Source organism: Proteus vulgaris (assembly GCF_023100685.1).
In the GTDB taxonomy this organism is placed as follows: Bacteria; Pseudomonadota; Gammaproteobacteria; order Enterobacterales; family Enterobacteriaceae; genus Proteus.
This window is the reverse complement of sequence record NZ_CP090064.1, coordinates 3,314,816-3,338,824: the sequence shown is the minus strand read 5'-3', so window position 1 is coordinate 3,338,824 and position 24,009 is coordinate 3,314,816. Positions and strand designations below refer to the sequence as shown.

The following is a 24,009-nucleotide window of genomic DNA, read 5'->3' as shown; positions in this document are numbered from 1 at the left end:
ATGAATGGATTAATTGTTATTGATGGTTTTCAGGTTCGTAGAGATGTAGCCGGTCGCTATTGTTTAAATGATTTACATCGAGTATCGGGTGGTGAAAAGCGCCATCAACCATCGAACTGGAGTTCATTGGCTCAAACCAAAGAGTTAATTGATGAAATTTCGACCGCTCCTGAGATCACAGGAGCGCCCATTGTGACAGTCGCTGGTGGATATAACCAAGGGACGTATGTTTGCAAAGAATTAGTGTATGCCTACGCAATGTGGATCAGTGCTTCTTTTCATTTAAAAGTGATCCGTACCTTCGATGCTTTAATGTCACAACAGCACCAAGAGAAACTCAGTGATAAGGTTCAAGCGGGTGTAATACTGCTTGAGTCAATGTCTAAAAGTTTAAATTTTTCGAATTCATCAAAATTAGGGGCTTATCAAAAATTACAGGCCATGGCGGGATTACCTGAGTTAGCCCCTGTTTATGCGATTGATGCACCAAGTGGATCTATGGATGGTTCAAGTCGTCCAACAGTTGCATTATCAACGCTGATCAACAAACACAACCTACCTATTTCAGCACAGCAAGCCTATAAGCGATTAGCCGAACTAGGCATTGTTGAGCGTTTATCACGCCCAAGCACGAAAACTGCTAGCAAAACGAAAGAGTTTTGGTCTGTTACGGCTAGAGGTTGTCAGTTTGGGAAGAACATGACCAGTCCTAATAATCCTCGCGAAACCCAACCGCATTTCTTTGAGAGTAAAACGGATGAGCTGATCCGCATGGTGATGCTGAATAAACAGGTGAGTGCATGAAATTATTATTAACGCCTTATATTCAAAAAGAATTGGGGATTGTGTTGCTTAAACCAGGTGCTGAATTACTCGAGCAATTTAAAAAGCACCATCGTGTGATTATCAGTGATGTGCCTAAAAGTTTAGATGTGTTGCCCTCTGGTGCATTAACGGGTGATGAACAGCCTATTTTAAACAATAAGCACATCATCCAATTTCTCAATAACAAAAAAGTGATCCACACCATCGATAAAGTATCACCGATGGATACGTGGGTTATCCGTCATATTCAATGCTGTCAGATTGATAACGATGAAGATAATTATCATCACCATGAGTTAGTGACGACCTTTCACGAGGCAGGCGTGATCCGCACCTGTTGGCATCATGATAACCATATTCGTCATTCATCTGCAGGGTGGGTTGCTGAATTAGCTCATAAAAATCGTATTAATTGGATGTTAGACACTATTCGTTTTCGGTTGAGATTAGATAGTGGCCACCAGCTAACGATACCTGATTTTTTCTCATTTGCAGTAATGCATAGCTTGGTTGATGAATTACCCGAAGCGATATTGCGCCAGATTTTAAATTGGTCAGATAAACAAGAAGAACGCAGAGTTCACGGTGGTTTTCCAGAAGCTGACATTATCCCAAGCAACGTAACAGCATTATCTGCAATGAATGAGCGGTTAGATGCCATAAAGCCGGTTATTAAAGTTGCGGTTGATCCTGAGCCACCAGCGTCATTTCTTCTTAAACCTAAAATGCAACGTTGGGAAAATACCAAGTGGCTTCAATGGGTAAAAACACAGCCTTGTTGTGTTTGCGGACAACAAGCTGATGATCCACATCATATCATTGGCCATGGTATGGGAGGAATGGGAACGAAAGTTCACGACTTATTCACTATTCCATTATGTCGGCAACATCATGATGAGTTACACCGCGACCCAAAACAATGGGAAGTCACTCACGGCAATCAACTCGAATTGTTATTTCATTTTTTAAACCGTTCATTAGGTATCGGTGCATTTATTTAACGTGTGTACGGCACGAGGGGTATAGGCATGAGAGATATACAGGAAGTTTTATCGCGTTGGGGAGCGTGGTCGGCAGATAATACAGAGTCGGTCCAATGGTATTCGGTTGCTGCGGGATTTAGTGGATTAATACCAAGTAAAGTTAAAGCACGTCCTCAATGTTGTGAAGACGATGCAATAATTATTTCTAGTTGCATGGCGCAATTAAATAAAAAGAATAGTGAGATGCATGACCTATTGCTTGATTACTATTTATTCGGAATGACATTTATGCAACTGGCTAACAAGCACAATTGTTCTGATACTCACATAGGAAAAAAACTGCAAAAAGCAGAAGGGATAATAGAAGGTATGTTAATGATGTTAGATGTCTCCTTAGAAATGGATCGATACATAGAAAAAGTCACATAACGCGCTTTACGATCGTAAAAATGATGATATTGTGATAAGAGTGACATCAAGGTCAGCCAACTTATAAACCCGCTTTTGCGGGGTTTTTATATATAAAATAAAGTTTGCTATCTGAGTTTATCTATGGCTTAATGACATCACTGGTTTGGAAGTACAGGCCTATTTATGTTAGTCAGTTTAAAGTTGTTCACCGTTTAGCGTTATCCTCGATACCACTTCATTGCGAATTCCTTCTAATTAATTCCCATAAGTAAAAATAAAAAACAAACCCTCATATGCCTTATGGCAAATTAAAGAAATTAAAGGAAATTCTATGTCTAATACAATGACTGGTTCAGTAAAATGGTTTAACGATGATAAAGGTTTTGGTTTCATCACTCCTAAAGATGGAAGTAAAGATGTATTTGTACATTACTCTGCAATTCAGAGTGATGACTTCAAATCCCTGATGGAAGGCCAAGAAGTTTCATTTACCATTGAAAATGGTATGAAAGGTCCAGCAGCAGGCAACGTGGTGGCTCTCTAAAGGCGCTATTACTATTCGCCTCTATTTTAAATGTCCTTGTTGTAGCGGTTCACAATATAGAACATCACAATTTGATGTTACAGTGAACAATCCACACGGTGCAAAATGTATTTTTTGTAAGGCTGTGATGGCTGCTCAAATGAGTTAAGCGTTAAATAGTTGAATATATAAAACCTCGTTTTGGCGGGGTTTTTTTGTTGCTTAAATTTAAAGATGATCCCTTTATATTTTAAAACGTACATATTCATTAGTGTGTGGTAAACTTAGAAGAGTAAACATACCTCATTGCTATCAACAGCAAACCTTGCATTTGCAAGTTTTTATCGAAAATAGATGTGGTATCTAAAGGAATGATTTCCTAAGGAGATGCCTATGAATTGGTCTGCGCTATTACATCTAATCCCCGCTTTTTTACGGAATGTAATTATCATTGCTTTATTGCTCTTAGTTGCATTTATGATAGTTCGTTGGTTCAGGTAAATTCATTCCGCCATTAGCTTAACTGGGAGAGTATTTAGTTTTATTTAAACTAAAAGTCGAGGTTCGATACCTTGATGGCGGCCCAATTAAATATAAAGCTTCTCATCTATTTTTTATTTTAATCTATAGAAAACTTGATATTAGGGGCATAAACTCTTAGGAGTTATTATGACAGGACTAAATCAAACAAAAGTAATTAGTCGAGTTTTACAATGGATTAGTAGTGTTGGCCTGATATTGCTTGCAATTATTTTAATAATTTTTTTAGTTAAAGAAACTATTATTCTTGCTAATTTGTTGTTTACAGTTAGTGATCCAGTTTCAATTTATTTATTAGTTGATGGACTTATCATTTACTTTCTTTATTTTGAGTTTATTGCCTTAATTATTAAATACTTTCAATCAAATTATCACTTTCCATTACAATATTTTATTTATATCGCTATCACAGCTGTAATTAGACTTATTGTTGTTGAACATAAAAATCCGCAATTACTTATCGTATATTCAGGAACAATCCTTATTCTAGTTATTGCATTGTATATTGCTAATGCAGAAAGATTGAAGCCAGAATAAGCTAAAGTATCTCATTTAAAAGGTCGCCACGTGCGGCCTTTTTTTATATACGTAGATCATAGTATCAATCACATACTGATTACTTCACATAAAAACTGTGTATCTGTATCTCTTTAACTAAACTCGGACACTCCGTAGGGGGTGACTATGCGCATGGAAAAATTGACCAATGCTACCTACGGAACAGCTGGCTTAACTGCCTTTTTTGCAAGTCTCTCACTTTATGAATGGGGATTTGTAATAGGGATGGGATTCAGCATGCTCCTTGGATTAGCAACTTATCTGATGACATGGCGAGAACAACGAAAACGAACAGCGTTATTTGCTGAATTAGTTCATCGAAATTGTTCTAGCGATCCGCAAGACATAGAAAAGATAGTTGGCGAGATGCTAACTAAAGCTAAAAAGGACATTTAATGAACCTAAAACAAAAGGTAGCTGCAGTTGCGAGTGCTGGTGCGGTAAGTATTGCGATAACAGTGATTGGTTACTTTGAAGGTGTTCGTTACGAGCCTTACCGTGATGTTGCTGGAATTCTGACGGTTTGTTATGGCCACACTGGAAATGACATCATTCAAGGTAAGACATATACACAGCAAGAGTGTGACGAATTACTGCAGAAAGACTTTATTAGAACGCAGCAGCAAGTTGATACCCTGATTAAAGTACCGCTGGATGATAAAACAAAAGCGTCTCTATATTCTTTTGCCTTTAATGTGGGTACCACAGCTTTTGCACGTTCTACGTTGCTAAAGAAATTAAACGCAGGCGATCAGTATGGCGCTTGTGAAGAAATGAAACGATGGGTTTATGCAGGTGGAAAGGTATGGCGAGGGCTAGTCAGTCGTAGAGATGCGGAGTCAGCACTATGTCATGGAAATCTTTAATCATCATTATCAGCTTTATCCTCGCATTACTCATCACAGTCGCTGGTGGCATTTATCTCTCAATTGATAATTCATGTATTAACGATAAAGCAAGCTTAGACAAGCGTTGTCAGATAGCTCTCTCACATCGTCGGTACTAATTATGAAACATTGGAAACTTTACATTGTCATTGTAATGGTAGGAATTGTCGCTGGTGGTTATATTGCCAACATCATACAAGATATCATTACTCAAAGAGATAATTTAATAGTAGAGAATAAGCAATTAACAAAAGAAAATAATAGTTACTCAAAGCTGTTAAGTGATCAGATATTTCAATTTAATAGATTTAATCAAATAGCGACTACAGCCTACCGCTATGGCATTCAGGTAGATGCAAAATCACAGGAGAAAATCATTGAATATAGAACGATCCTTAAAAAAGAGCCGACTTGTGATTTGCTTGTTCCTCAACATATTACTGATGGGGTGCTCAAGCACACCTATGAGTTACGGTCAATGTATAGAGATACCCAAGACATTGACTCAACCAGTGTTAGTGCCTCTACCGTCCGAACTTTAACATATTGCCAAGTGGTATTATGGATACCTTCCTTGTTATCGACAATAGAAAAAGCTAATGAGCAATTAAAAGCAATACGGGAAATTGAAGCGAAGAAAGTAAAAAAATAGACCCGCGGGTTTAATGGGGGTCTGAATGTTTTAGATAACATGGATCTTATTATTTTGCCCAAGTGAACAGGTCGCTCTTCACTGGAACATCAACCGTACTCCGTTGCTTAAATAATAGCCATTTTATATTTGTAAAGGTTCATAGCCACTAGTTAATAGCTGGTGTTTTTGTATCTGTAGAAAGGATGGTTGATTTCATCAGGCTGACGGGGAAGCCGTAAGTGATTAAGGTAGCGTAGTGATACGTGATGATGCAACCACCATCAGACCTACTAACACCACAATCAGAAATTATTGGTTATTCTGAGAGCGAATTGCAGAATCAGAGCAAGTAATATTGGGATTGCAGGATTACATTAAAACGGAGTGTGTGAACTAAAAAAAGCCCAGCATGGGTGCATGGGCAAACTAGCAAGATATTAATCAAAGTATAGCGATACTTGCTTACTATAGCTTAAGTAAGTATATATACCAGATTGATAATTCTGATTAACCTATTTCTTACCTAAATAAAAAACGCAATATAAAAATAACCCTGTGAGTTTGGGCTCCCACAGGGCTTTCACTAGTATGCGTGAAAACAATAAGTTACCAATATCTACTAAGGCAATCTATTAATAATCAACGCTATTTTTTAGAAAAAAAGCATGACGAAGATTATTTACTATTGGGACAGTTCTTAGATCAATAAACAATAAGTAATGTATATTTAAACAGTACCTTTAAGTGATTAAAGGTATGAAAGTGTGAGGTTAAGATAACTTCATAATAAACACTAAAGGAGTAGTGAATATGTTAACTATTAAAAATGATGGAAAAGATACACAAGAGTATGTTGAATTAACGTCAGACCAAATTAAGGGGATGGTACGTACTCCGCTTGGAGAATATTATCAAGGTGCTTTACTTATTTCTGTTATTCGACGTTCATTTCCAAAGTCTGTTGGTCCTGTTGGTCATTGGCAACAAGATCCTATTTTAGGTCGAGACAATTATTTCGTGGTTTTTTGTTTGGAGAATAAATTATTTTTGTATAACTTTATTCCTGTGATTAATTCCACGAGAGACGATTGGTCAACAGACGATACTTCAGCATATCCTATGGATGTAGCGCAAGATGAAGATTATATGATTAAAATGGTTCAAGGTATTGAATTCCCATACGCTAATGAATTTTAGTTTATAAAACCCTATCTATTCAAATAAATACAGCCTCACTTAATAGTGAGGCTTTTTAATTCGTCGCATTATCACCGTTTCTTATTATGGAGAGACATAAACATATTTAATTCTACAAACGTCATTCATTGAGTGGCGTTGATAGAGTTTGTATCGATAGCCATCAGTTAATAACTGGTGGTTTTTTTATTGGAGATAGATATGTCAGATAACACTATTCAATTAAAAGTCTCAGTAGATACAAGTGAGCTAGATAAGTTAGAAGAACAACTCACTCGCATTAAACAACTGATGCAAGGTACGGGTGTAAAGCCTAAATTAACACCACAGTTCTCTGGTAAGTTATTTATCAAAGACGCTTTTATTAATTCTGCTGAGCTAAAAGATGTAGCTGTTAGTTATCAGTTAGAACAGGACACTAAGGCTGAGTTAGCAGATTTACGCATGCGAGCCAATAGTCAAGATATTGCTATCACTGAGCTTAAGAAAGCAATGGAAACTCAGCATCAAGCGTGGGCACAAGCTGTGAGTGAACTAAATAACAGAACGTGGTGCAGTCAGAAGTAAAGGTGAAAATACCCTATGTTCAATAAAGGGTATTATTCTCTTCTTTAAATTATAGGAAATAACATGCCACCTCGCATACCTCGCGCATGTCGTAAACAGGGATGCGCCAAGACAACAACCGAACGTAACGGTTACTGTGAAGATCATCAGAACCTAGGATGGGAAATGCACCAGCGTGGTAAGTCTCGTCATCAACGTGGTTATGGTACAAAGTGGGATAAACTGCGAGCTCATATACTCAAGCGTGATAAGTATCTGTGCCAGGAATGCTTAAAAGCAGGACGAGCCACTGAAGCAAAAACGGTTGACCATATCATTGCTAAGGCGCATGGGGGTACCGATGCAGAAGATAACCTACAAAGCCTGTGTTGGCCGTGTCATAGAGCTAAGACAGCAAGGGAAGGGAAATAATTCCGTAGCTTAAAGCAACCCTATTATTCATAGGGGAGGGGGCGGGTAAAATCCCTACCACTCTCGCCACCTAGGACCGCCCCCTTAAGTCAATTTTTATACCCGCGAAAAATGAAATTAAAACTGGCTAATTGTTTAGCCATATTTATGTATCGGATCTTGAATGATTTGGAGGTTTATTTATGGCTGGCACTCCGGGCAAATCTGGTCGTCGCCCGAAGCCTACCGCCAGAAAAGAATTGGCCGGTAATCCGGGAAAACGAGCGCTCAATAAAGACGAGCCGGTATTCACACCATTAAAAGGTGTGACGCCACCAGATTGGTTTACCGAAAACAAACTAGAGCTTGCTGTTGTTATGTGGGAAGTCACAATCAAGGAGCTTTGTGGTCAAGGCATATTATGTATTACTGATCTCGCTGTGCTTGAACGTTGGTGTGTCGCCTATCATATTTGGCGTAATTCGGTAATTGCGATCATGCGTGATGGTACTCGCTTAATTGGTGCCACGGGAGGACCAATAAAAAACCCTGATTTAACGACAAAAAAAGAACAAGAAAGTGAAATGGATCGCACGGGCGCAATGCTGGGTTTAGATCCAAGTAGTCGTCAGCGATTAATTGGTCTTGCGGGGCAAAAAAAGCAAGATAACCCCTTTATGAGGATTATTTCATCATGAGCCGTAAATCTTACCCGAACGTCAATGCGGCAAATCAATATGCGCGTGATGTGGTGCGTGGCAAGATTGTGGTATGTCAGTATGTAATTGATGCCTGCCAGCGACATATTGATGATATGGCGCAAGAGAAATCGCGAAAATTTCGCTATCGATTTGATAAGGATTTAGCTGAGCAAGCTGCAAAGTTTATTCAGTTATTGCCACACACCAAAGGTGAGTGGGCATTTAAACGAATGCCTATTACGCTTGAACCTTGGCAGCTATTTATCGTTTGTAGTGCATTTGGGTGGGTTCAAAAAGGAACAAAACTTCGTCGCTTTCGTGAAGTATATACCGAAATTCCGCGTAAAAATGGGAAATCAGCTATTTCCGCAGGCGTTGCGCTGTATTGCTTTACTTGTGATAACGAATTTGGTGCGGAGGTTTATTCTGGTGCCACGACAGAAAAACAAGCATGGGAAGTATTTAGACCAGCTAAGTTGATGTGTAAGCGCACTCCGTTGTTAACCGAGGCATTTGGCATTGAGGTTAATGCAAAAAACATGAATCGCCCTGAAGATGGGGCGCGTTTTGAACCGCTGATTGGTGACCCGGGTGATGGTCAGTCTCCACATTGTGCAATCGTGGATGAATACCATGAGCATGATACTGACTCCCTTTACACAACGATGCTAACAGGAATGGGTGCTAGACGTCAGCCGTTGATGTGGGCTATCACAACAGCGGGTTATAATATCGAAGGACCATGTTACGATAAGCGCCGTGAAGTGATCGAAATGCTCAATGGAACAGTGCCTAATGATGAATTATTTGGTGTCATTTATACCGTTGATGAAAAAGACGATTGGACTGATCCGAATACACTGAAGAAAGCTAATCCCAATATGGGGGTTTCTGTTTATAGTGAGTTTCTTATTAGTCAGCAAAATAGAGCTAAAAACAACCCTCGATTAGCCAGTATTTTCAAAACTAAACATTTAAATATTTGGGTTTCTGCTCGCTCGGCTTTCTTTAACATGTTGAGTTGGCGAGCGTGTGAAGATAAAACACTCACGTTAGAGATGTTTGAAGGTCAGTCTTGCTATCAAGGTCTTGACTTAGCTAGAAAAATCGATATGAATTCACGAGTAAAGTTGTTTACGCGTGAAATAGAGGGCAAACGTCATTATTACTGCATTTCACCCAGTTTTTATGTGCCCTACAATGCAGTTTTTAGTGCTGATATTGAAAATCAGCGTACTGCAGAACGATTTAAAAAATGGGTAGAAACAAAGCATTTAACCCTTACTGATGGCGCAGAGATTGATTACCGCGTTATTTTGGAAGATGCAATAACAGATAACCTCAACACACCCATTAGTGAAAGCCCAATTGACCCTCATGGAGCAACTAACTTATCGCATCAGTTAGCTGATGAAGGGCTAACCCCTATCACAATCGTTCAAAACTACACAAATATGTCAGATCCAATGAAAGAGCTTGAAGCTGCAATTGCCTCTGGGCGCTTTCACCATGATGGTAATCCGATTATGACATGGTGTATGGGGAATGTGGTTGGTAAATATCTACCAGGCAATGACGATGTGGTGAGGCCCATTAAAGAGCAGAACGAGAACAAAATTGACGGTGCAGTTGCATTAATTATGGCAATTGGGCGAGCAATGCTACATGAAGAGCGTGACTTCCTTTCCTCTTTAGATCCTAACGAAGACCTTTTATTCCTATGAAAAATCTATTACTTGATATTACTGCATTGGCTGGTGTTAGTGCGGTTCTGGCGGGGTGTTATCTAAAATATGGTGTTGCTAACACGCTGATTATCGGTGGTTGCATTGCAATAACTTATGCCTTGGCGGTAGCCATGAGGGGGAAGCGTGCTAATTGATGCTTTATTTCGCAATGAATCACCCAGTTTAGAGAACCCTAATACACCGATTACTGCCGACTCTATTGATAATGATGGATTATTTACGGCTGATGTGTATGTGAGTCCTGAAACATCAATGAAGTTAGCCGCCGTTTACGCCTGTATTTATGTGCTTTCATCGTCTATTGCCCAGATGCCACTGCATGTAATGCGAAAGTCGGGTAATAGGGTAGAAACTGCGCGTGATCATCCTTTGTTTTATTTAGTTCATGATGAGCCTAACGAGTGGCAAACCAGCTATAAATGGCGTGAAACAAAAGAGCGTCATGTTTTGGGTTGGGGAAATGGTTATACCCAAGTGATTCGTAACCGAAAAGGCGAGGTGACAAATTTAGAAGCTTGTATGCCGTGGGAAACGACACTGCTTAATACCGGTGGTCGATATACGTATGGCGTTTATAACGAATTGGGTAATTTTGCCATTAGTCCTGATGACATGATCCATATTCGAGCGTTGGGGAACAATCAAAGAATGGGAATTAGCCCCATCATTCAACATGCGGAAACCATTGGCATGGGAATGAGTGGGCAGAAGTACACTAGCTCCTTCTTTGGGGGGAATGCTCGTCCTGCGGGGATTGTTTCAGTAAAAGGTGAGTTACAAACAGCTGGATGGGAACGACTGAAAGATATGTGGCAAAAAGCTTCCCGAATGCTACGAAGCCAAGAAAATAAAACCATGCTTTTACCTGCGGATCTGGATTACAAAGCGCTGACTGTTTCTCCTGTTGATGCACAACTGATTGATATGTTGAAACTTAATCGCTCAATGATTGCAGGGATCTTCAATGTGCCGGCTCACATGATTAACGACCTCGAAAAAGCTACTTTCTCAAACATCTCAGAGCAATCCATCCAGTTTGTACGACATACCATCATGCCGTGGGTGGTGAACTGGGAGCAGGAATTAAACCGACGTTTGTTTACTCGACAAGAGCGAACGGCTGGCTTTTATGTGCGATTTAATTTAGCGGGATTACTACGTGGAACACCAAAAGAACGTGCTGATTTCTACCACTTTGCGATTACAGATGGTTGGATGAGCCGTAATGAGGCGCGTGCCTTTGAGGATATGAATCCTGTTGATGGTCTTGATGAAATGTTAGTGAGCGTTAATGCCACCAAACCTGCGGGTGAAAATATCGAAGAACAAAAAGGGGATAACGATGAGCAATGAAAAAGAAACACGATGTTATGTCGGTGAGGTTCGGGCAGAGGCGGGAGAGGAAAATAAGCCGACACATATCGTGGGTTTAGGCTCTGTCTTCGACTCCCGATCCGAACTGATTTATGGATTTCGTGAAATTATTAAACCAGGGGCGTTTGATGATGTACTCAATGATGATGTTCGCGGGTTATTTAATCACGATCCGAATTATATTTTAGGGCGAACAACAGCAGGAACCTTGTCGCTTAGCGTCAATGAACGTGGACTTGTTTACGATATAACGGCACCTGATACACAAACTATTCGTGATTTAGTATTAGCACCGATGCAACGTGGCGATATCAACCAAAGTTCTTTTGCCTTCCGTGTAGCCAGAGATGGTGAGGATTGGTACCAAGATGATGAGGGTGTCGTTATTCGTGAAATAACACGGTTTTCTCGACTTTATGATGTTAGCCCTGTCACCTATCCGGCATATCAAGATGCAGACTCTGCGGTTCGCTCAATGAATGCATGGAAAGAAGCCAGAGACAGTGGCGATCTTCAAAAAGCAATTAATCAAAAATTGGCGCGTGAGCGTCTTATGACTTTACTCAATGCATAAGGTAATACTATGACTATGAAGCTTCATGAATTAAAACAAAAACGTAACACTATCGCGATTGATATGCGCGCCATTCACGAAAAAGTGGGTGATGGTGTAATGACTGAAGAGCAACGCACTCAATGGAATAAAGCGCAAACTGAACTTGAAAATTTAGATGCTCAGATTCAGCGTGAAGAGCAACTACGCTCATTAGATCAAGATTTGGTTGATGACAAAGAGAAAGAACAGCGTGGCCAACAACCGAATAACCCTGAAACAGAGCAAGCAGAGCGCCGTAATCAAGCGTTTGATCGCTTCCTGCGTTGTGGTTTCGGTGAACTCACTGCAGAAGAACGTCAAGCGGTCAAAGAACTTCGTGCACAGGGTACTTCGCCCGATGAGAAAGGTGGCTATACCGTTCCTACTCAGATGTTAAATAAAATTGTTGACCAAATGAAAGCCTATAGCGGTATTGCAAGTGTGGCTCAAATCTTACCAACTTCAACAGGCCAAGATATTACCTGGTCAACATCCGATGGAACTGATGAAGAAGGAGAATTGTTGGGCGAAAACACCGCAGCAGGTGAACAAGATGTTGAGTTTGGTACTGCCATTTTAGGGGCTAAAAAACTCACATCAAAAATTATTCGTGTTTCCAATGAGTTGTTACAAGATAGTGGTGTGGATATTCAAGCCTATTTAGCAAAACGCATTGCTCAACGTATTGGCCGTGGTGAAGCAAAATATTTAATTAAAGGCACAGGCAAGGGATCACCTGTACAACCATTAGGCTTGGAAACAGCGGTGACTAATACTGTTGATGTCGCTGGTGCCTCATTAAGTTGGAAAGATATTACCGAATTAGAGCATGCAATTGACCCCGCTTACCGTAATAGCCCTAAATTCCGTCTTGCTTTTAATGATGACACACTGAAAAACCTAAAATTAATGGAAGATGCTCAAAAACGCCCTTTATGGCTTCCATCCATTTCAGGTGTTGCCCCTGCACAAATTTTAGGTATGCAGTATGTAGTTGATCAGGCGATCGACAAAATGGAAGCGGGTAAAAAATTCATCTTCTGCGGTGACTTTGACCGATTCATTTTACGTCGTGTGACCTACATGACTCTAAAGCGTTTAGTTGAACGTTACGCAGAATATGATCAGACAGCTTTCTTAGCTTTCCATCGCTTCGATTGTGTGCTTGAAGATACTTCTGCTATTAAGGCATTAGTAGGTAAAGGTGCCAGTAGCACGAAATAAGCATTAGCAAGTGATAAAACAGTCACCGCTTAATTGCGGTTTTTTTGTGCCTGCGATCTGGGTGATCGCAGGTATTGGGGGATTTATGCCACTACCCACACAGGAAAAGTTAAAGCAACAATGCCGGCTAGATGAAGATAATACCTTCGAAGATGAACTGCTAAAAACTTATCTGATGGCGGCAAAACAACGAGCTGAAGGCTATATCAATCGACATCTTTATGAAGAAAATATACCAGAGGAAGATCCTGACGGTTTATTAATCACTGATGATATTGAATTGGCTCTTATGCTGGCCGTTGGCAATTTCTATGAAAATAGAGAAACAGCCATATTACCAGCGGGATTTAAATTACTGCTCGACCCCTATCGTCATATTAATTTGTGAGGAATGATGAAAGCCGGTGAACTCAACAAACGTATTTCCCTTTCTCACTATGTTACAGAACGTGATGATTTAGGGAGTGAAAAAGTCGTTTCAAAAAAAGTGGCTGAGGTATGGGCTAAAGCCGAATCGATGTCGAACCGTAAGATTCGTACCGCAGACCAAGATCAGGTAATTGAAACCTATCATTTCACTGTTCGACCTCGTTCTGATGTTGATATGGGGTGGTTGGTGGGCTATCAGGGGCGACTATTTACTGTACGCGCTGTTGACCGAAATCAGGCTGATAGAACCATTATTACCACGGAGGCGAATATACAACATGATAGAAGTTGATATTAAAGCCGATCTGGAGCGTATTACGGGGTTGTTAGCTTATCCGTTAAAACTCCCCTCCGATAAATTAGAAGGGGTCATCTATCAACGGATTAGTGATCCAAAGATAGACTCTGGATTAGCCCTCACATCACTGGTTCAAGCCCGTTTCCAAATCGTTATTCAAGTACCTGATGACTATCCAAAAGCCTTAAAACTGGAATCGACTCTCTGTCGTGAGTGGGAGTCCATCCAACATGGTTATATTGGCAACTACCCTGTCCAAACTGTTCAGCGAGGCAATTTTCTGCAGGACATGATTGAGCAAACGGAAAATCGCAAAATCTACCGCATTTATCGTGATTTTATTATCACTTATCCCGAGGATGCAACGTGATAACCAACCTTAGCGTGACAGGGTTGGATGAATTAGGGCAAAAATTAAAGCAATTAGAAGTTGAATTAAAAACCAAGATATTACGTGAAGCAGGGCGAGAAGCCATGCAAGTTGTGAAAGATGATATGGAAGCGCATGCAGGGTTTGATGCAAAAAGCACTGAGTCTCATATGCGAGACAATATCACCATCAAAACGACACGAGTAAAAAATACGAATGGGGCTGTCATGGTCACCGTAGGACCGACAAAACCTCATTATATGAAAGCTCGCGCTCAAGAGTTCGGCACCATCAAACAAGTTGCCAGTCCTTTTATTCGTCCAGCCCTCGATTACAACCAACGTGCGGTGCTCAATACCTTAACTGAGCATATTCGCCATGCCCTTTCTTTATATACTTAGGAGTGAAAATAATGGCAGATCAAAAAACATCGCCAGAATACGCCATGCTACCTGCTGGTACTGTCGTTAAATTTGGTAAAGCAGGTGATACCGTTGAGCAAATGAAACCACTGATTAACTGTAAGGCGCTAGGTGCTACTGGTCAGTCAGGAAGTTTTGTTGATGTCACGACGCTCATTGATAAAAACAAACAATTTATCTCTGATTTACCGGAAGGACCTGAAAAGTCGTTAGGCTTTATTGACGACCCTGAAAATGAAAACTTTGTTGCGTTCTTGAATGCAGCAGAAAAGCGTGAAACGGTGCAGTTCTATTGTGAGCTTCCTAATAAACGTACCGCAACGATGATCCTTTCATTGTCAGGCTGGGAATTAAATGACATCTCCGCGCCGGCTAATGAAGCCATTCAGATCACCGTAAAAGGAAAACAAAATAACCTTGTATGGGGAACTTCTTCTGCAACATCAACAGGAGATCAGGGTTAATGAAAGGATTAAAAGCCTCTTTACTTACAGCGAAACCTCAAATTATCGAAGTCGATATTCTATGTGGAGTAAAGGTAAACATTCGTCGCATGACGGCGAATGAGTTGATGAATTTGGAACTTGAGGTTTCTGAATTAAATCAACATGGTAAATTACGTGAGGCATCATTACGAAACGTAGGTATGTTGCTGAATTGCCTTGTTGATGATGAAGGTAAGCCAATCAATAAGTCGTTATTACCCAAACCTGAAGAGCTGGTGAATGTTCACGATAACGCCATACTGATAGAAGCGATTAATGTCGTGAAGCAACATTCCATTGGCACGTTAGACGAGGCAAAAAAAAACTAGCGGGTAGCCCGTTACTCTATTTTGCTTATCAACTTGCTGAAGAGTTGGGGGAAATTGATCCGTATTGTGTCCTCAATTTGCCTGCCAACACCTTGTTAGGCTGGCAGGCTTATTTTACGCTTAAATCAGAAAAATCAGGTGCAACACCCCCATCAAATACACCTCCCTCTACTGAAAATCCACATCAACCAACAACCACCTATAAATCTGTTGAACAGCAGTGTTCTGACGTAATGAAAATGATAGGAAGATAAAGATTATGGCCACAAATTTAGCCGATTTACGGGTTGGGCTATTGCTGAATGACGCTAGTTTTAGAAGCAATATATCCGGCGCATTAAATCATGCAGGGCGAGAAACAGAGCGTTTTTCTAATAAAGCAAAACGTGAAACAAAAGCGGTTGCAGATGGATTTTATTCAATCAGTCATCAGGTGACAAATGTTGCAGGAAGACTTGCTATGTTAGGTGGGGTGAGTTTATCCATTGGTAGCATTTTAAATATTTCTCGGAAGTATAGTCAGGCAATTTCTGATTTAAGCGCAATAACCGGTGCTTCGGTTGAGCGCATGAAAGAGTATAGCCTCGCTTCTCAAGAGATGGGGCGAACGACGGAGTTTGGTGCGATAAAAGTCGCGGATGCCATGAAACTTATTGCGTCAGCAAAACCGTCATTACTGCAGACTGCAGGTGCTTTGGAAGATGTAACGGCTAAATCGATTACCTTGGCGCAAGCTTCAGGTATTGAGTTAGCCGATGCGGCGAAATCTCTTGCCTTAAGTCTCAATCAGTTTGGTGAGTCCGCTGTCTCATCTGAGCGTTACATTAATGTGTTAGCAGCAGGTGCGAAATATGGTGCATCTGAAATAAACGAAACAGCCCAAGCCATTGTGAAAAGTGGTACCGTTTCTTCTCAAGCCGGTGTTTCATTTGAGCAACTTAATGCTTCAATCCAAGTTTTAGCCGGAAAAGGGATTAAGGCTGAAGTTGCCGGTACGATGTTACGTAACGTGTTCTTAGCCCTAGAGCGCTCGGCAGATAAAAATCTACGCCCTTCAGTTGTCGGTCTATCTACTGCATTAGAAAACCTCGATAAGAAAAACTATTCTACCACTGCATCTACAAAGATATTTGGTCGCGCCAATGTCAGTGCAGGTACTATTTTAGTTAAAAATAGAGATCAACTTGTCGATTTAACCAAAGCACTTACTGACACTGAAACGGCGTATGAACAAGCAGGTAAAAGGGCACAAAATCTAAATGCTGATTTAGAATTAATGGAAAAGTCGTTCGAAGGCTTGGCTATTAAAGTCGGTACCAGTGCCGATGGTCCTTTACGTACAGGTGTTCAGAATGTTACTTCCGCTGTAAATGCACTAAATAATAACTTCTCAACTTTAGCTAACATTGCAACTTACGCTGTTTTACCTGTCATTGGTGCCAGAATGACTAGAGGGCTTCAAGAGCAAACCAAAGAATGGGTGAAAAATGAAGCAGCAGTCAGAAGTAATGCTAAGCAACAGGCTGAAACCGCCAGAAGAGGGATTGCTTCAGCTGATGCCACCATTAATAAACTTGCTCAGCAAGGTCAGGCATTGACTCAACAGAGCGCTATAATGAATCGGCATGGTTTACAGATGCAAGGATTAGCGAGTGAGCGAAATCGTCTTGTGAGGCAGGAAGCGGAAGCATTAGCGTTAAGATCCAAATATACCGATCAGCTTACAGCAGCTAATAATCGACTTTCATATAGCCAAAGAGCATTGCGAGCATCTAGCTTAGGACTCCGAAGTGTTGTTTCCGCCTTAGGTGGGCCAGTGGGTGTGTTGGCTTTAGCGGGTTCAGCTATTTATTACTTTGCAACTAGAGCTGATGAGGCTAAGTTGAAAATAGAAGGGATGAAAGGGGCTGTTGTCGAGACTATTACTGAGCTTCAGCGTCTTTCTAAGGTAAAAATAGAAGTTCAACTTGATGAAATAAAAGAAGAACTCTCTCTACTAGAGGCAGAAAAGAAGCGCTTGTATGGAGAGCAGGTTACTTATTCAGAAAAACGTGAAGACGAAATGTCTTCGATAAAAAATGGCAGTTGGTTTGGTTATGCCACGGTTAGCCTTTGGGGAAAAGACTCTGAAGAGTTTGCAAAAGGACGAAGAAAAGTATTAAGCGAAATCGAGGATATAGATAAAGAAATTGAAATTCGGAAGCAAAAAATTGCAAACCGAGAGAGTACATTAAAAACAGGCGTTTTTAGCCAATCCACTAAAGAAGATAAACTAGTAGGAGATGGTAGTGGCGGTAGCAGTGGAGGTGGTAATGATTTAGAAAGCAACAAAGGTTCTACACAAAAAGTTAGCCAATATCATCAATTACGTATGCAAATAGAGCAAGAGCACGCAGCAAGTTTAGAGCGAATATCCTTAAGCGAATCGGAAACAATGCGCAAGCTTCAGGAAAATTTGAAAGCAGGTGGCATGAAGCAAGCAGAGTATGAGCGATTAAAAACACTCAATGCTGAAAATCACATGAAACAGCGTTCAGAGTTAGCAGAAAAATACTCTCCTATGCGCGCATCCATCCGAAATGAACAAGAGATGACCAAAGAGCTTAAATCACTCTTTGAGCAACAATTGTTGACTGAAAAAGAATACCAATATGCACGACGTCAAATGGCGCAAGATACGACAAAGTATCGATTATCAGAGCAAGCAAAAGGGATTTCTCTCCCTAATATCAGCATTCTTGGTGAAATAGATCCGGTTATTCAACTTAGAAACCAACTGGAAGAACAAAAGGCACTTTATCAGGCTTATTATGAAGATGGATTAGTCAGCAAAGAGCGCTATGAGCAGTTAGTTATTGCGGCTACAAACAAGTCAAAAGAAGCACAATATCAATCAAGTAAAGAGCTGTATGCCTCGCAGGGAATGTGGCAACGCATGCAAATGAATTTGGTTGATACAATAGAACAAAGAACTGCGAATTCAATGACTGGTATTTTGATGCGTACAAAGTCATTTTCCGAAGGTGTTAAAGACTTTTCAGCTTCCATTGCTAGTTCTATTATTTCAGATTTGATCCGTATCGCCATTCAAGCCCAAATCACTAATGCTTTAACTGGACTGTTTGGTGGTGTATTTGGTGGTGGCAGTAGCGGTGCGGCAAGTGGTGCTAAAGCGGGAAAAGCAGGTGTAAAAGCAAACGCTACAGGGGATGTTTATAGTTCATCAAGCCTTAGCCAATATAGTAATCAGGTAGTTAGTTCACCAACATTATTTGCCTTTGCAAAAGGTGGTACGCCTAATCTTGGTTTGATGGGGGAAGCTGGAAGCGAGGCGATCATGCCTTTAAAACGTGGACCTGATGGATCTTTAGGTGTTAGAGCAACTGGAAGCAACTCTATTGCTTCGGGTGATACCATTATTCACCAAACATTTCACGTAACAGGTAATGGCGATGAAGCGCTTTATCAAGCTATACAGGAAGCAGCAAGAATGGGAGCAGAACAAGGCGCATCAAAGGCTAAATCTGACATTATGCGAGACTTTCAAACCAATGGAACATTAAGAAGGAATCTACGATAAATGGCAACGATATTATCGTGGCCACAATCCATCGTGCCAGCCACATTAAGTTGGCAACTCGTGAGTAACAGCAAAACCTTTACATCAACCTTTACGGGGAGTGTGCAGACAGTGCGCTTCCCCGGCTCTCGTTGGCGTTGCAGTATGTCATTTAATAATTTGACCGATGAGCAAGCAAGGGTTTTAGAGGCGTTTGTTGCCGAGTTAGATGGTGAAAGTGGTCGAGTGAAAATTAGTGATTGGGCGCGCTCTGGTTTAACTCAACGCGGTAAACCTAAAGTTAGCCAACCCAATCAATCTGGAAAATTATTAGAGAGTAAAGACTGGTTACCCAATAGCATTGTTTTACGTACTGGTGATTATATCACGATAAATGATGAACTAAAGCGAGTGACAGCTAATGTGATCAGCGATGCACAAGGAAATGCAACAATTCCTATTGCCCCCATATTACGTTATGCACCTGCAATAAATGATTTGATAGAAAATGAAACGCCCTATGGTATTTTTAAACTAACCAGCAATGATCAGGGTAATTTCCAACGTAAACCAGGCATACTGACCAGCACTTCTTTATCATTCGAGGAGGCGTTAACATGAAATATCATCCCTTTAGTAATGACATGGTTAAGGCAATTAATGAGGGATATTATTTGGTTGTAGCTTCTCGTTTAGATCTAAAATCAGGCGTGGTGCGCGCGCATACCGGTGTGGGTAATATCATTATTGCAGGTGAAATTTACCAAGGTGTTGGTCAGTTTGGTGCAATTGAGTCTGTGGGGGAAAATATGACCACAAGCCCGCAACAGCTTATTATGAAACTCTCAGGTTTTGATTCTTCTTTAATTGGTGAGGTGATGAATGAGCGAGTTCGTGGGCGAAATGCACAGTTGATGTTAGTTGCATTAAACGAAGAGGGAAAACCTGCAATTGCTGAAGTCTTATTTGCGGGACAAATATCCACAATTGGTGTGACAACGGGAGAAGAGAATGAAATAGCAGTCACTGTTTCAAACCGTTTCGAACGCTGGTCTTATGGTTTGCCTGACAGATTTACTGATGAATCATGGTCTAAACGAAAAAAGGGCGATAGGATATTTCGTTATGTGGCGCAGATGGCTGATAGAGCTATTTATTGGGGTAGCAAAAAAAATGCACCTGTGTTTATTTATAAATGATTAAAGGTTTGCTATGAAAAATATATTTATTACGGCAACGTTATTATTCTGTTTTTCTGCTTCAACTTATTCTTTTGACTCCAATAAGGAATGGTATGAGGGATGCCCTAAATATACCAATGAAGAAATAGAAAACTTAAAAGGAGGGCGAGTAGAAACAGTTGAAGAATTACAGCAGTACTCAAAGGAATATCTAGAAGAAAGTAGTAAAAAAATTGACTGTGAAATAAAAAATTTAGAAGAATATAAGAAGCTCTTAATCAAAAAAATAGAAATAAAAAGTAATTAAATACGCTTTTTTCATCAACCCGCTCCGGCGGGTTTTTTATTGTCTGGAGAAAATCATGAGACACCCTCAATGGACTACCCGCCTACCTGAAACTTTGAAAAATGCCATTAACCGCCCTTTTGCATGGGGTGAGCATGACTGTTGTTTGTTTGCTTCTGATTGCGTTATGGCTGTTTGCGATTTCGATCCCTGCGAAAACATTCGTGGGCGCTATAAGACAAAAATGGGTGCATTCAGAGTATTACAAAAAGAGTTCGGAACATTGGAAGGTGCTGTGAGTCGTTTTTTTGATGAAATTCCAACAAACGAAGCTAGGCGTGGCGACATCGTGATGTTTGAAGGGGATGAAGGAAAAACATTAGGCATTTTGTGGGCGGGTAAGTTATGGGCTGTTTCAACGGATGGCGTTCGTGCCGTGAGCAATAAACCAATTAAAGCATGGAGGGTACAATAAATGGGTAAGACTGTCACAAGCGTTGTCTCTGCTGGCTTAATGATAGCGGGGGTTATTGCCACAGGTGGTTTGGGTACCGCATTGATTGTTGCTGGTATTGCTGTTCAAGCGGCGAGTGCGTTTATCTTTAAAGATAAAGTGCCTGGTTCTGGTTATCGTGACCAATCTGAACGTAAACAAATGCTACGTTCAGCCTCTGCACCGGAAACGGTGGTTGTAGGTAAAACAATGATGTCAGGTTTGCTTTTCTTTGCTGAAGAAGAGGAAGGAGAACAAGACGAAAATGAAGAGCTCTACATGGCGTTAGCCATAGCATCACATCCCATACATAAATTAGGTCAAATTTATTTTAACGATGACAAAATTGAAGATTTAGGGGATAACGCACAATATGAGTTTCATAATGGCAGAACTGAAGTAGATCCCTATTTATTAAAAAAAGCGCCATCATGGAAAGAAGATATGATTGGTCGAGGTCTTGCATGGTTGCGCTTAACATTACGTTTCGATCAAGAAAAATTTCCTTATGGTGTACCTAATGTCAAAAGCGAACTATGGGGAAAAGAAATTTACGATCCCCGCACTGAGAAAACAGAGTGGTCGAATAATGGGGCTTTGGTCATATTAGATTACTACCGCCATTACTTAGGTGTTCCAGACTCCGATATTGATTGGGATGCATTTAAAAGTGCAGCAGATATTTGTGATGAAACCGTACAAACGCCAGATGGAAAAAATGAGCCTCGATATACATTAAATGGCGCTTATGAACTTGAAGAAAGTCCTGCCTCTGTATTAGAGATGATGCATAAATGTATTGCTGGTGAGCCGACCTATATTGCAGGTAAGCATGGTATTTTGATGCAGGTTTATAATGGACCTGCATTACTCACAATTGATGAGTCACAAATTATCGATACGGTAACGGTGACGCCAGAACTTTCTTTGCGTGATGCGACTAATGCGATTTACGGTACTTTTGTTGATGCAGAGCAACAATATAACAAAACTGATTTTGAACCCGTAGTTATTGAGGAGTGGATAGAAGAAGACGGCTTAGAAATTAAAGAAAATATGGACTATCGTTTTGTAACCAGTCCATACCAAGCCAATCGACTAGCCAACCTCTACTTACGTAAAAAACGCGCAGGTCGTCGTATTCAGTTACGCATGAATTTAGATGGATATGCTTATCGCCCTGGTGACGTTGTAAAACTCGAATTACCTGCATTGGGGATCAGTGATTTAGAATTTCGCATTGCTGACTGGAAATTTCATCCATCAGAGGGGGTAGAAATTACTCTCGAAGAAGATGGTCCTTATATTTATGAGGACTTAGCCAGTAAACCCTTTGTTAGACCCCCATTCACTAAACTACCCACTGGTGGCGTACCAGCACCTATTAATCTGGCTTTTGTTCCTCTTTCTGTTACTGACATTGTTCAGGGATATATCTCATGGCAGAACGTGGCATCTGATATTCGCTATAACACGGTTAATATTCTCCAGAATGGCAAGGTTATACAGTCTATTCAAGTGCCGGGTGAGCGTGTTGATATTAACGGTTTAACTCGAGGCACTTATCGTGTCGAGGTGAGAGCTATTAATGTGGCCGGTGCCATGTCTGCACCCGCTATCAGTGATTTTGCTATTCAGGCACCGCCTGCACCGATTGGCGTTGAAATAACACCGGGCATGTTCAGCTTAACGGCATCTCCTAAACAAGGCGATAGTGCTGTCTTTGGTTATACGTTTGAGTTTTGGTTTAGTGATAAAAAACTCGCTAACCTCTCTGAAAATGAAGTGATCAACAAAGCAAACAAAGTTGGTCAAGGAAACTTCTGGACGCAGGAGAATTTAAAAGCTAGCCACACGTATTATTTCTATATCCGAACGATCAATAGTTATGGCAAATCCGTATTTGTAGAAGCTTCAGGTATTCCAGTTTCATTGCCAGACGACATATTTGATGATTTAGATAACACGGTTAGAGAAACGGATGCGTTTAAAGAGCTGGATAAAAAACTTGATTGGAATGCTGAGACAGCAATTATTCTTAGTAATGCAGACTCTCAACTATCACGCAGTTTGTTAGTGAAACACGGTCAATCACAAGCGGGTATTCGCGAATTATGGCAAGTTCGTGCAACGGATAACGAAGCCTGGGCACAGGAAGTTAAAGAAATTTACTCTGCGGTTGGTGATAACACGTCTGCAATTAAAGAGACTCAAACTTCAATTACTGAGCTAAATAAGGCGTTCGGTCAAACAACTACGGAGATCCGCACTGAGTTAAAAACAACTAATGATGCAACAAATAAACGCATTGATGGTACCAATCAAGATTTAGCTAATACTAATCAGAAGTTAGGCAATACAGATAAGGAAATGGGGCGTATTGCTGCGGATGTCGTGACAAATAAGGAGGCTATTAGTAAAACAAACGAAGCTATGGCTAAATCCGAAGAGCAAGTACAAGCGCAATTTGGCGAACAGCAGGGTATGATTAACCAGAAAATGCAGGCTGAATTTAGTCAGACAGGCGATGGTGTTGTCACGCACTCAATTAATATCACGATTGTTCATGACAAAGTTAAATACAATGCAGCAGGACAAGTGATCAGCGCTCAAGTTAAGAATGGAAAGCTTGAAAGTTTTATAGGCTATAACGCCAATAACTTTGCGTGGTATAACCCAGCAAACGGCAAGATGGAATTATTTATGTACGTTAAAAACGGCCAGATGTTTATGCGTGAGGCGTTTATTAACGAAGCATGGCTGAATTCTGTTGTTGTTACTGAATATATTAAATCAGGCGATTATGTGCCGGGTAAAAGTGGTTTTTTGATTGATGGGAAAACCAATAATATGGAAATAAATAATGCCACATTTCGCGGTAAGTTGGATATTGGTACCAATAAAACCGGTGAACGCATCGTTATCACTAATGATCGTATTGCTGTTTATGATGATAAAGGTGTATTACGTGTTGAAATAGGGAAAATAACAGGGGTTTAA

The 24,009-nt window shown here is 40.5% G+C and carries 32 protein-coding genes, 1 tRNA gene and 1 pseudogene; all 34 read left to right on the top strand.

All coding sequences use genetic code 11. The features are described from left to right. The 34 genes and pseudogenes from LW139_RS16080 (at position 1) to LW139_RS15915 (ending at position 24,009) form a co-directional block, all read left to right on the top strand. Positions 1-804, top strand: a complete 804-nt coding sequence (locus tag LW139_RS16080) for a KilA-N domain-containing protein (protein ID WP_223672903.1) — start codon at positions 1-3, stop codon at positions 802-804. Continuing rightward, on the top strand, positions 801-1,826 hold the full coding sequence (locus tag LW139_RS16075) for a DUF968 domain-containing protein (RefSeq protein ID WP_247850240.1): 1,026 nt from the start codon (positions 801-803) through the stop codon (positions 1,824-1,826). The genes LW139_RS16080 and LW139_RS16075 overlap by 4 nt, the downstream gene beginning before the upstream one ends. 27 nt (positions 1,827-1,853) lie before the next feature. Continuing rightward, positions 1,854-2,237, top strand: coding sequence for an antiterminator Q family protein (locus LW139_RS16070; RefSeq protein ID WP_247850239.1), 384 nt, complete (start codon positions 1,854-1,856; stop codon positions 2,235-2,237). Between the two features lie 313 nt (positions 2,238-2,550). Beyond that, positions 2,551-2,763 carry a transcription antiterminator/RNA stability regulator CspE gene (gene cspE, locus LW139_RS16065; protein ID WP_041701226.1) on the top strand — a complete coding sequence of 71 codons (213 nt, stop codon included), beginning with the start codon at positions 2,551-2,553 and terminating at the stop codon, positions 2,761-2,763. Between the two features lie 7 nt (positions 2,764-2,770). Beyond that, positions 2,771-2,911 carry a hypothetical protein gene (locus LW139_RS16060; protein ID WP_419775812.1) on the top strand — a complete coding sequence of 47 codons (141 nt, stop codon included), beginning with the start codon at positions 2,771-2,773 and terminating at the stop codon, positions 2,909-2,911. A gap of 339 nt (positions 2,912-3,250) precedes the next feature. After that, a tRNA-OTHER gene (locus LW139_RS16055) sits at positions 3,251-3,328 on the top strand. 83 nt (positions 3,329-3,411) lie between these two features. Continuing rightward, positions 3,412-3,819 carry a phosphate-starvation-inducible protein PsiE gene (gene psiE, locus LW139_RS16050; RefSeq protein ID WP_063109078.1) on the top strand — a complete coding sequence of 136 codons (408 nt, stop codon included), beginning with the start codon at positions 3,412-3,414 and terminating at the stop codon, positions 3,817-3,819. Positions 3,820-3,966: 147 nt separating this feature from the next. Then, positions 3,967-4,236 (top strand): hypothetical protein, encoded by a 270-nt coding sequence (locus LW139_RS16045; protein WP_069367018.1) that lies wholly within the window; start codon positions 3,967-3,969, stop codon positions 4,234-4,236. Beyond that, the gene (locus tag LW139_RS16040; RefSeq protein WP_247850238.1) at positions 4,236-4,706 is read left to right on the top strand and encodes a lysozyme; all 471 of its coding nucleotides are present in this window, start codon (positions 4,236-4,238) and stop codon (positions 4,704-4,706) included. Before LW139_RS16045 ends, LW139_RS16040 begins: the two co-directional genes overlap by 1 nt. Continuing rightward, on the top strand, positions 4,688-4,846 hold the full coding sequence (locus LW139_RS16035) for a hypothetical protein (protein ID WP_247850237.1): 159 nt from the start codon (positions 4,688-4,690) through the stop codon (positions 4,844-4,846). The genes LW139_RS16040 and LW139_RS16035 overlap by 19 nt, the downstream gene beginning before the upstream one ends. Positions 4,847-4,848: 2 nt before the next feature. Then, on the top strand, positions 4,849-5,379 hold the full coding sequence (locus LW139_RS16030; protein WP_247850236.1) for a hypothetical protein: 531 nt from the start codon (positions 4,849-4,851) through the stop codon (positions 5,377-5,379). A gap of 247 nt (positions 5,380-5,626) precedes the next feature. Then, positions 5,627-5,758: pseudogene (locus LW139_RS16025) on the top strand (lysis protein); the annotation flags it as partial. Positions 5,759-6,171: 413 nt separating this feature from the next. Beyond that, entirely contained in the window at positions 6,172-6,558 is a 387-nt protein-coding gene (locus tag LW139_RS16020) for a hypothetical protein (RefSeq protein ID WP_247850235.1), read from the top strand. Positions 6,559-6,759: 201 nt separating this feature from the next. Beyond that, positions 6,760-7,125, top strand: a complete 366-nt coding sequence (locus tag LW139_RS16015) for a hypothetical protein (protein ID WP_247850234.1) — start codon at positions 6,760-6,762, stop codon at positions 7,123-7,125. 63 nt (positions 7,126-7,188) lie between these two features. Beyond that, a complete protein-coding gene (locus tag LW139_RS16010) occupies positions 7,189-7,536 on the top strand; it encodes an HNH endonuclease (protein WP_247850233.1) in 348 nt (115 codons plus the stop codon). A 182-nt stretch (positions 7,537-7,718) separates the two neighbouring features. Beyond that, a complete protein-coding gene (locus LW139_RS16005) occupies positions 7,719-8,213 on the top strand; it encodes a phage terminase small subunit P27 family (RefSeq protein WP_123822424.1) in 495 nt (164 codons plus the stop codon). Beyond that, positions 8,210-9,940 carry a terminase large subunit gene (locus LW139_RS16000; protein WP_247850232.1) on the top strand — a complete coding sequence of 577 codons (1,731 nt, stop codon included), beginning with the start codon at positions 8,210-8,212 and terminating at the stop codon, positions 9,938-9,940. Before LW139_RS16005 ends, LW139_RS16000 begins: the two co-directional genes overlap by 4 nt. Next, the gene (locus LW139_RS15995; protein ID WP_247850231.1) at positions 9,937-10,098 is read left to right on the top strand and encodes a hypothetical protein; all 162 of its coding nucleotides are present in this window, start codon (positions 9,937-9,939) and stop codon (positions 10,096-10,098) included. Before LW139_RS16000 ends, LW139_RS15995 begins: the two co-directional genes overlap by 4 nt. Next, entirely contained in the window at positions 10,088-11,317 is a 1,230-nt protein-coding gene (locus LW139_RS15990; protein ID WP_247850230.1) for a phage portal protein, read from the top strand. Before LW139_RS15995 ends, LW139_RS15990 begins: the two co-directional genes overlap by 11 nt. Continuing rightward, the gene (locus tag LW139_RS15985) at positions 11,307-11,912 is read left to right on the top strand and encodes an HK97 family phage prohead protease (RefSeq protein WP_247850229.1); all 606 of its coding nucleotides are present in this window, start codon (positions 11,307-11,309) and stop codon (positions 11,910-11,912) included. Before LW139_RS15990 ends, LW139_RS15985 begins: the two co-directional genes overlap by 11 nt. A gap of 15 nt (positions 11,913-11,927) precedes the next feature. Beyond that, complete coding sequence (locus LW139_RS15980; RefSeq protein ID WP_247851232.1) at positions 11,928-13,157, top strand: phage major capsid protein; 1,230 nt, start codon at positions 11,928-11,930, stop codon at positions 13,155-13,157. Positions 13,158-13,203: 46 nt separating this feature from the next. Beyond that, positions 13,204-13,545: a head-tail connector protein gene (locus LW139_RS15975; RefSeq protein ID WP_432652192.1), complete on the top strand. Its 342-nt coding sequence runs from the start codon at positions 13,204-13,206 to the stop codon at positions 13,543-13,545. A 6-nt stretch (positions 13,546-13,551) separates the two neighbouring features. Beyond that, positions 13,552-13,878, top strand: coding sequence for a phage head closure protein (locus tag LW139_RS15970; RefSeq protein WP_247850228.1), 327 nt, complete (start codon positions 13,552-13,554; stop codon positions 13,876-13,878). After that, positions 13,865-14,254 carry a hypothetical protein gene (locus tag LW139_RS15965; protein ID WP_247850227.1) on the top strand — a complete coding sequence of 130 codons (390 nt, stop codon included), beginning with the start codon at positions 13,865-13,867 and terminating at the stop codon, positions 14,252-14,254. Before LW139_RS15970 ends, LW139_RS15965 begins: the two co-directional genes overlap by 14 nt. Further along, positions 14,254-14,655 (top strand): HK97-gp10 family putative phage morphogenesis protein, encoded by a 402-nt coding sequence (locus tag LW139_RS15960; protein ID WP_247851230.1) that lies wholly within the window; start codon positions 14,254-14,256, stop codon positions 14,653-14,655. The genes LW139_RS15965 and LW139_RS15960 overlap by 1 nt, the downstream gene beginning before the upstream one ends. Positions 14,656-14,666: 11 nt before the next feature. After that, positions 14,667-15,140 carry a phage tail protein gene (locus LW139_RS15955; protein WP_247850226.1) on the top strand — a complete coding sequence of 158 codons (474 nt, stop codon included), beginning with the start codon at positions 14,667-14,669 and terminating at the stop codon, positions 15,138-15,140. Beyond that, the gene (locus tag LW139_RS15950; RefSeq protein ID WP_109848304.1) at positions 15,140-15,490 is read left to right on the top strand and encodes a phage tail protein; all 351 of its coding nucleotides are present in this window, start codon (positions 15,140-15,142) and stop codon (positions 15,488-15,490) included. Before LW139_RS15955 ends, LW139_RS15950 begins: the two co-directional genes overlap by 1 nt. Positions 15,491-15,534: 44 nt before the next feature. Further along, positions 15,535-15,744: a tail assembly chaperone gene (locus tag LW139_RS15945; RefSeq protein WP_247850225.1), complete on the top strand. Its 210-nt coding sequence runs from the start codon at positions 15,535-15,537 to the stop codon at positions 15,742-15,744. 5 nt (positions 15,745-15,749) lie between these two features. After that, the gene (locus LW139_RS15940; RefSeq protein WP_247850224.1) at positions 15,750-19,070 is read left to right on the top strand and encodes a phage tail tape measure protein; all 3,321 of its coding nucleotides are present in this window, start codon (positions 15,750-15,752) and stop codon (positions 19,068-19,070) included. Continuing rightward, positions 19,071-19,670, top strand: coding sequence for a hypothetical protein (locus LW139_RS15935; protein ID WP_247850223.1), 600 nt, complete (start codon positions 19,071-19,073; stop codon positions 19,668-19,670). Then, complete coding sequence (locus LW139_RS15930; protein ID WP_247850222.1) at positions 19,667-20,248, top strand: hypothetical protein; 582 nt, start codon at positions 19,667-19,669, stop codon at positions 20,246-20,248. The genes LW139_RS15935 and LW139_RS15930 overlap by 4 nt, the downstream gene beginning before the upstream one ends. A 13-nt stretch (positions 20,249-20,261) precedes the next feature. Further along, positions 20,262-20,537: a hypothetical protein gene (locus LW139_RS15925; RefSeq protein WP_247850221.1), complete on the top strand. Its 276-nt coding sequence runs from the start codon at positions 20,262-20,264 to the stop codon at positions 20,535-20,537. A gap of 55 nt (positions 20,538-20,592) precedes the next feature. Then, positions 20,593-20,991, top strand: coding sequence for a DUF6950 family protein (locus LW139_RS15920; protein WP_247850220.1), 399 nt, complete (start codon positions 20,593-20,595; stop codon positions 20,989-20,991). After that, positions 20,992-24,009 carry a phage tail tip protein J-related protein gene (locus LW139_RS15915; RefSeq protein WP_247850219.1) on the top strand — a complete coding sequence of 1,006 codons (3,018 nt, stop codon included), beginning with the start codon at positions 20,992-20,994 and terminating at the stop codon, positions 24,007-24,009.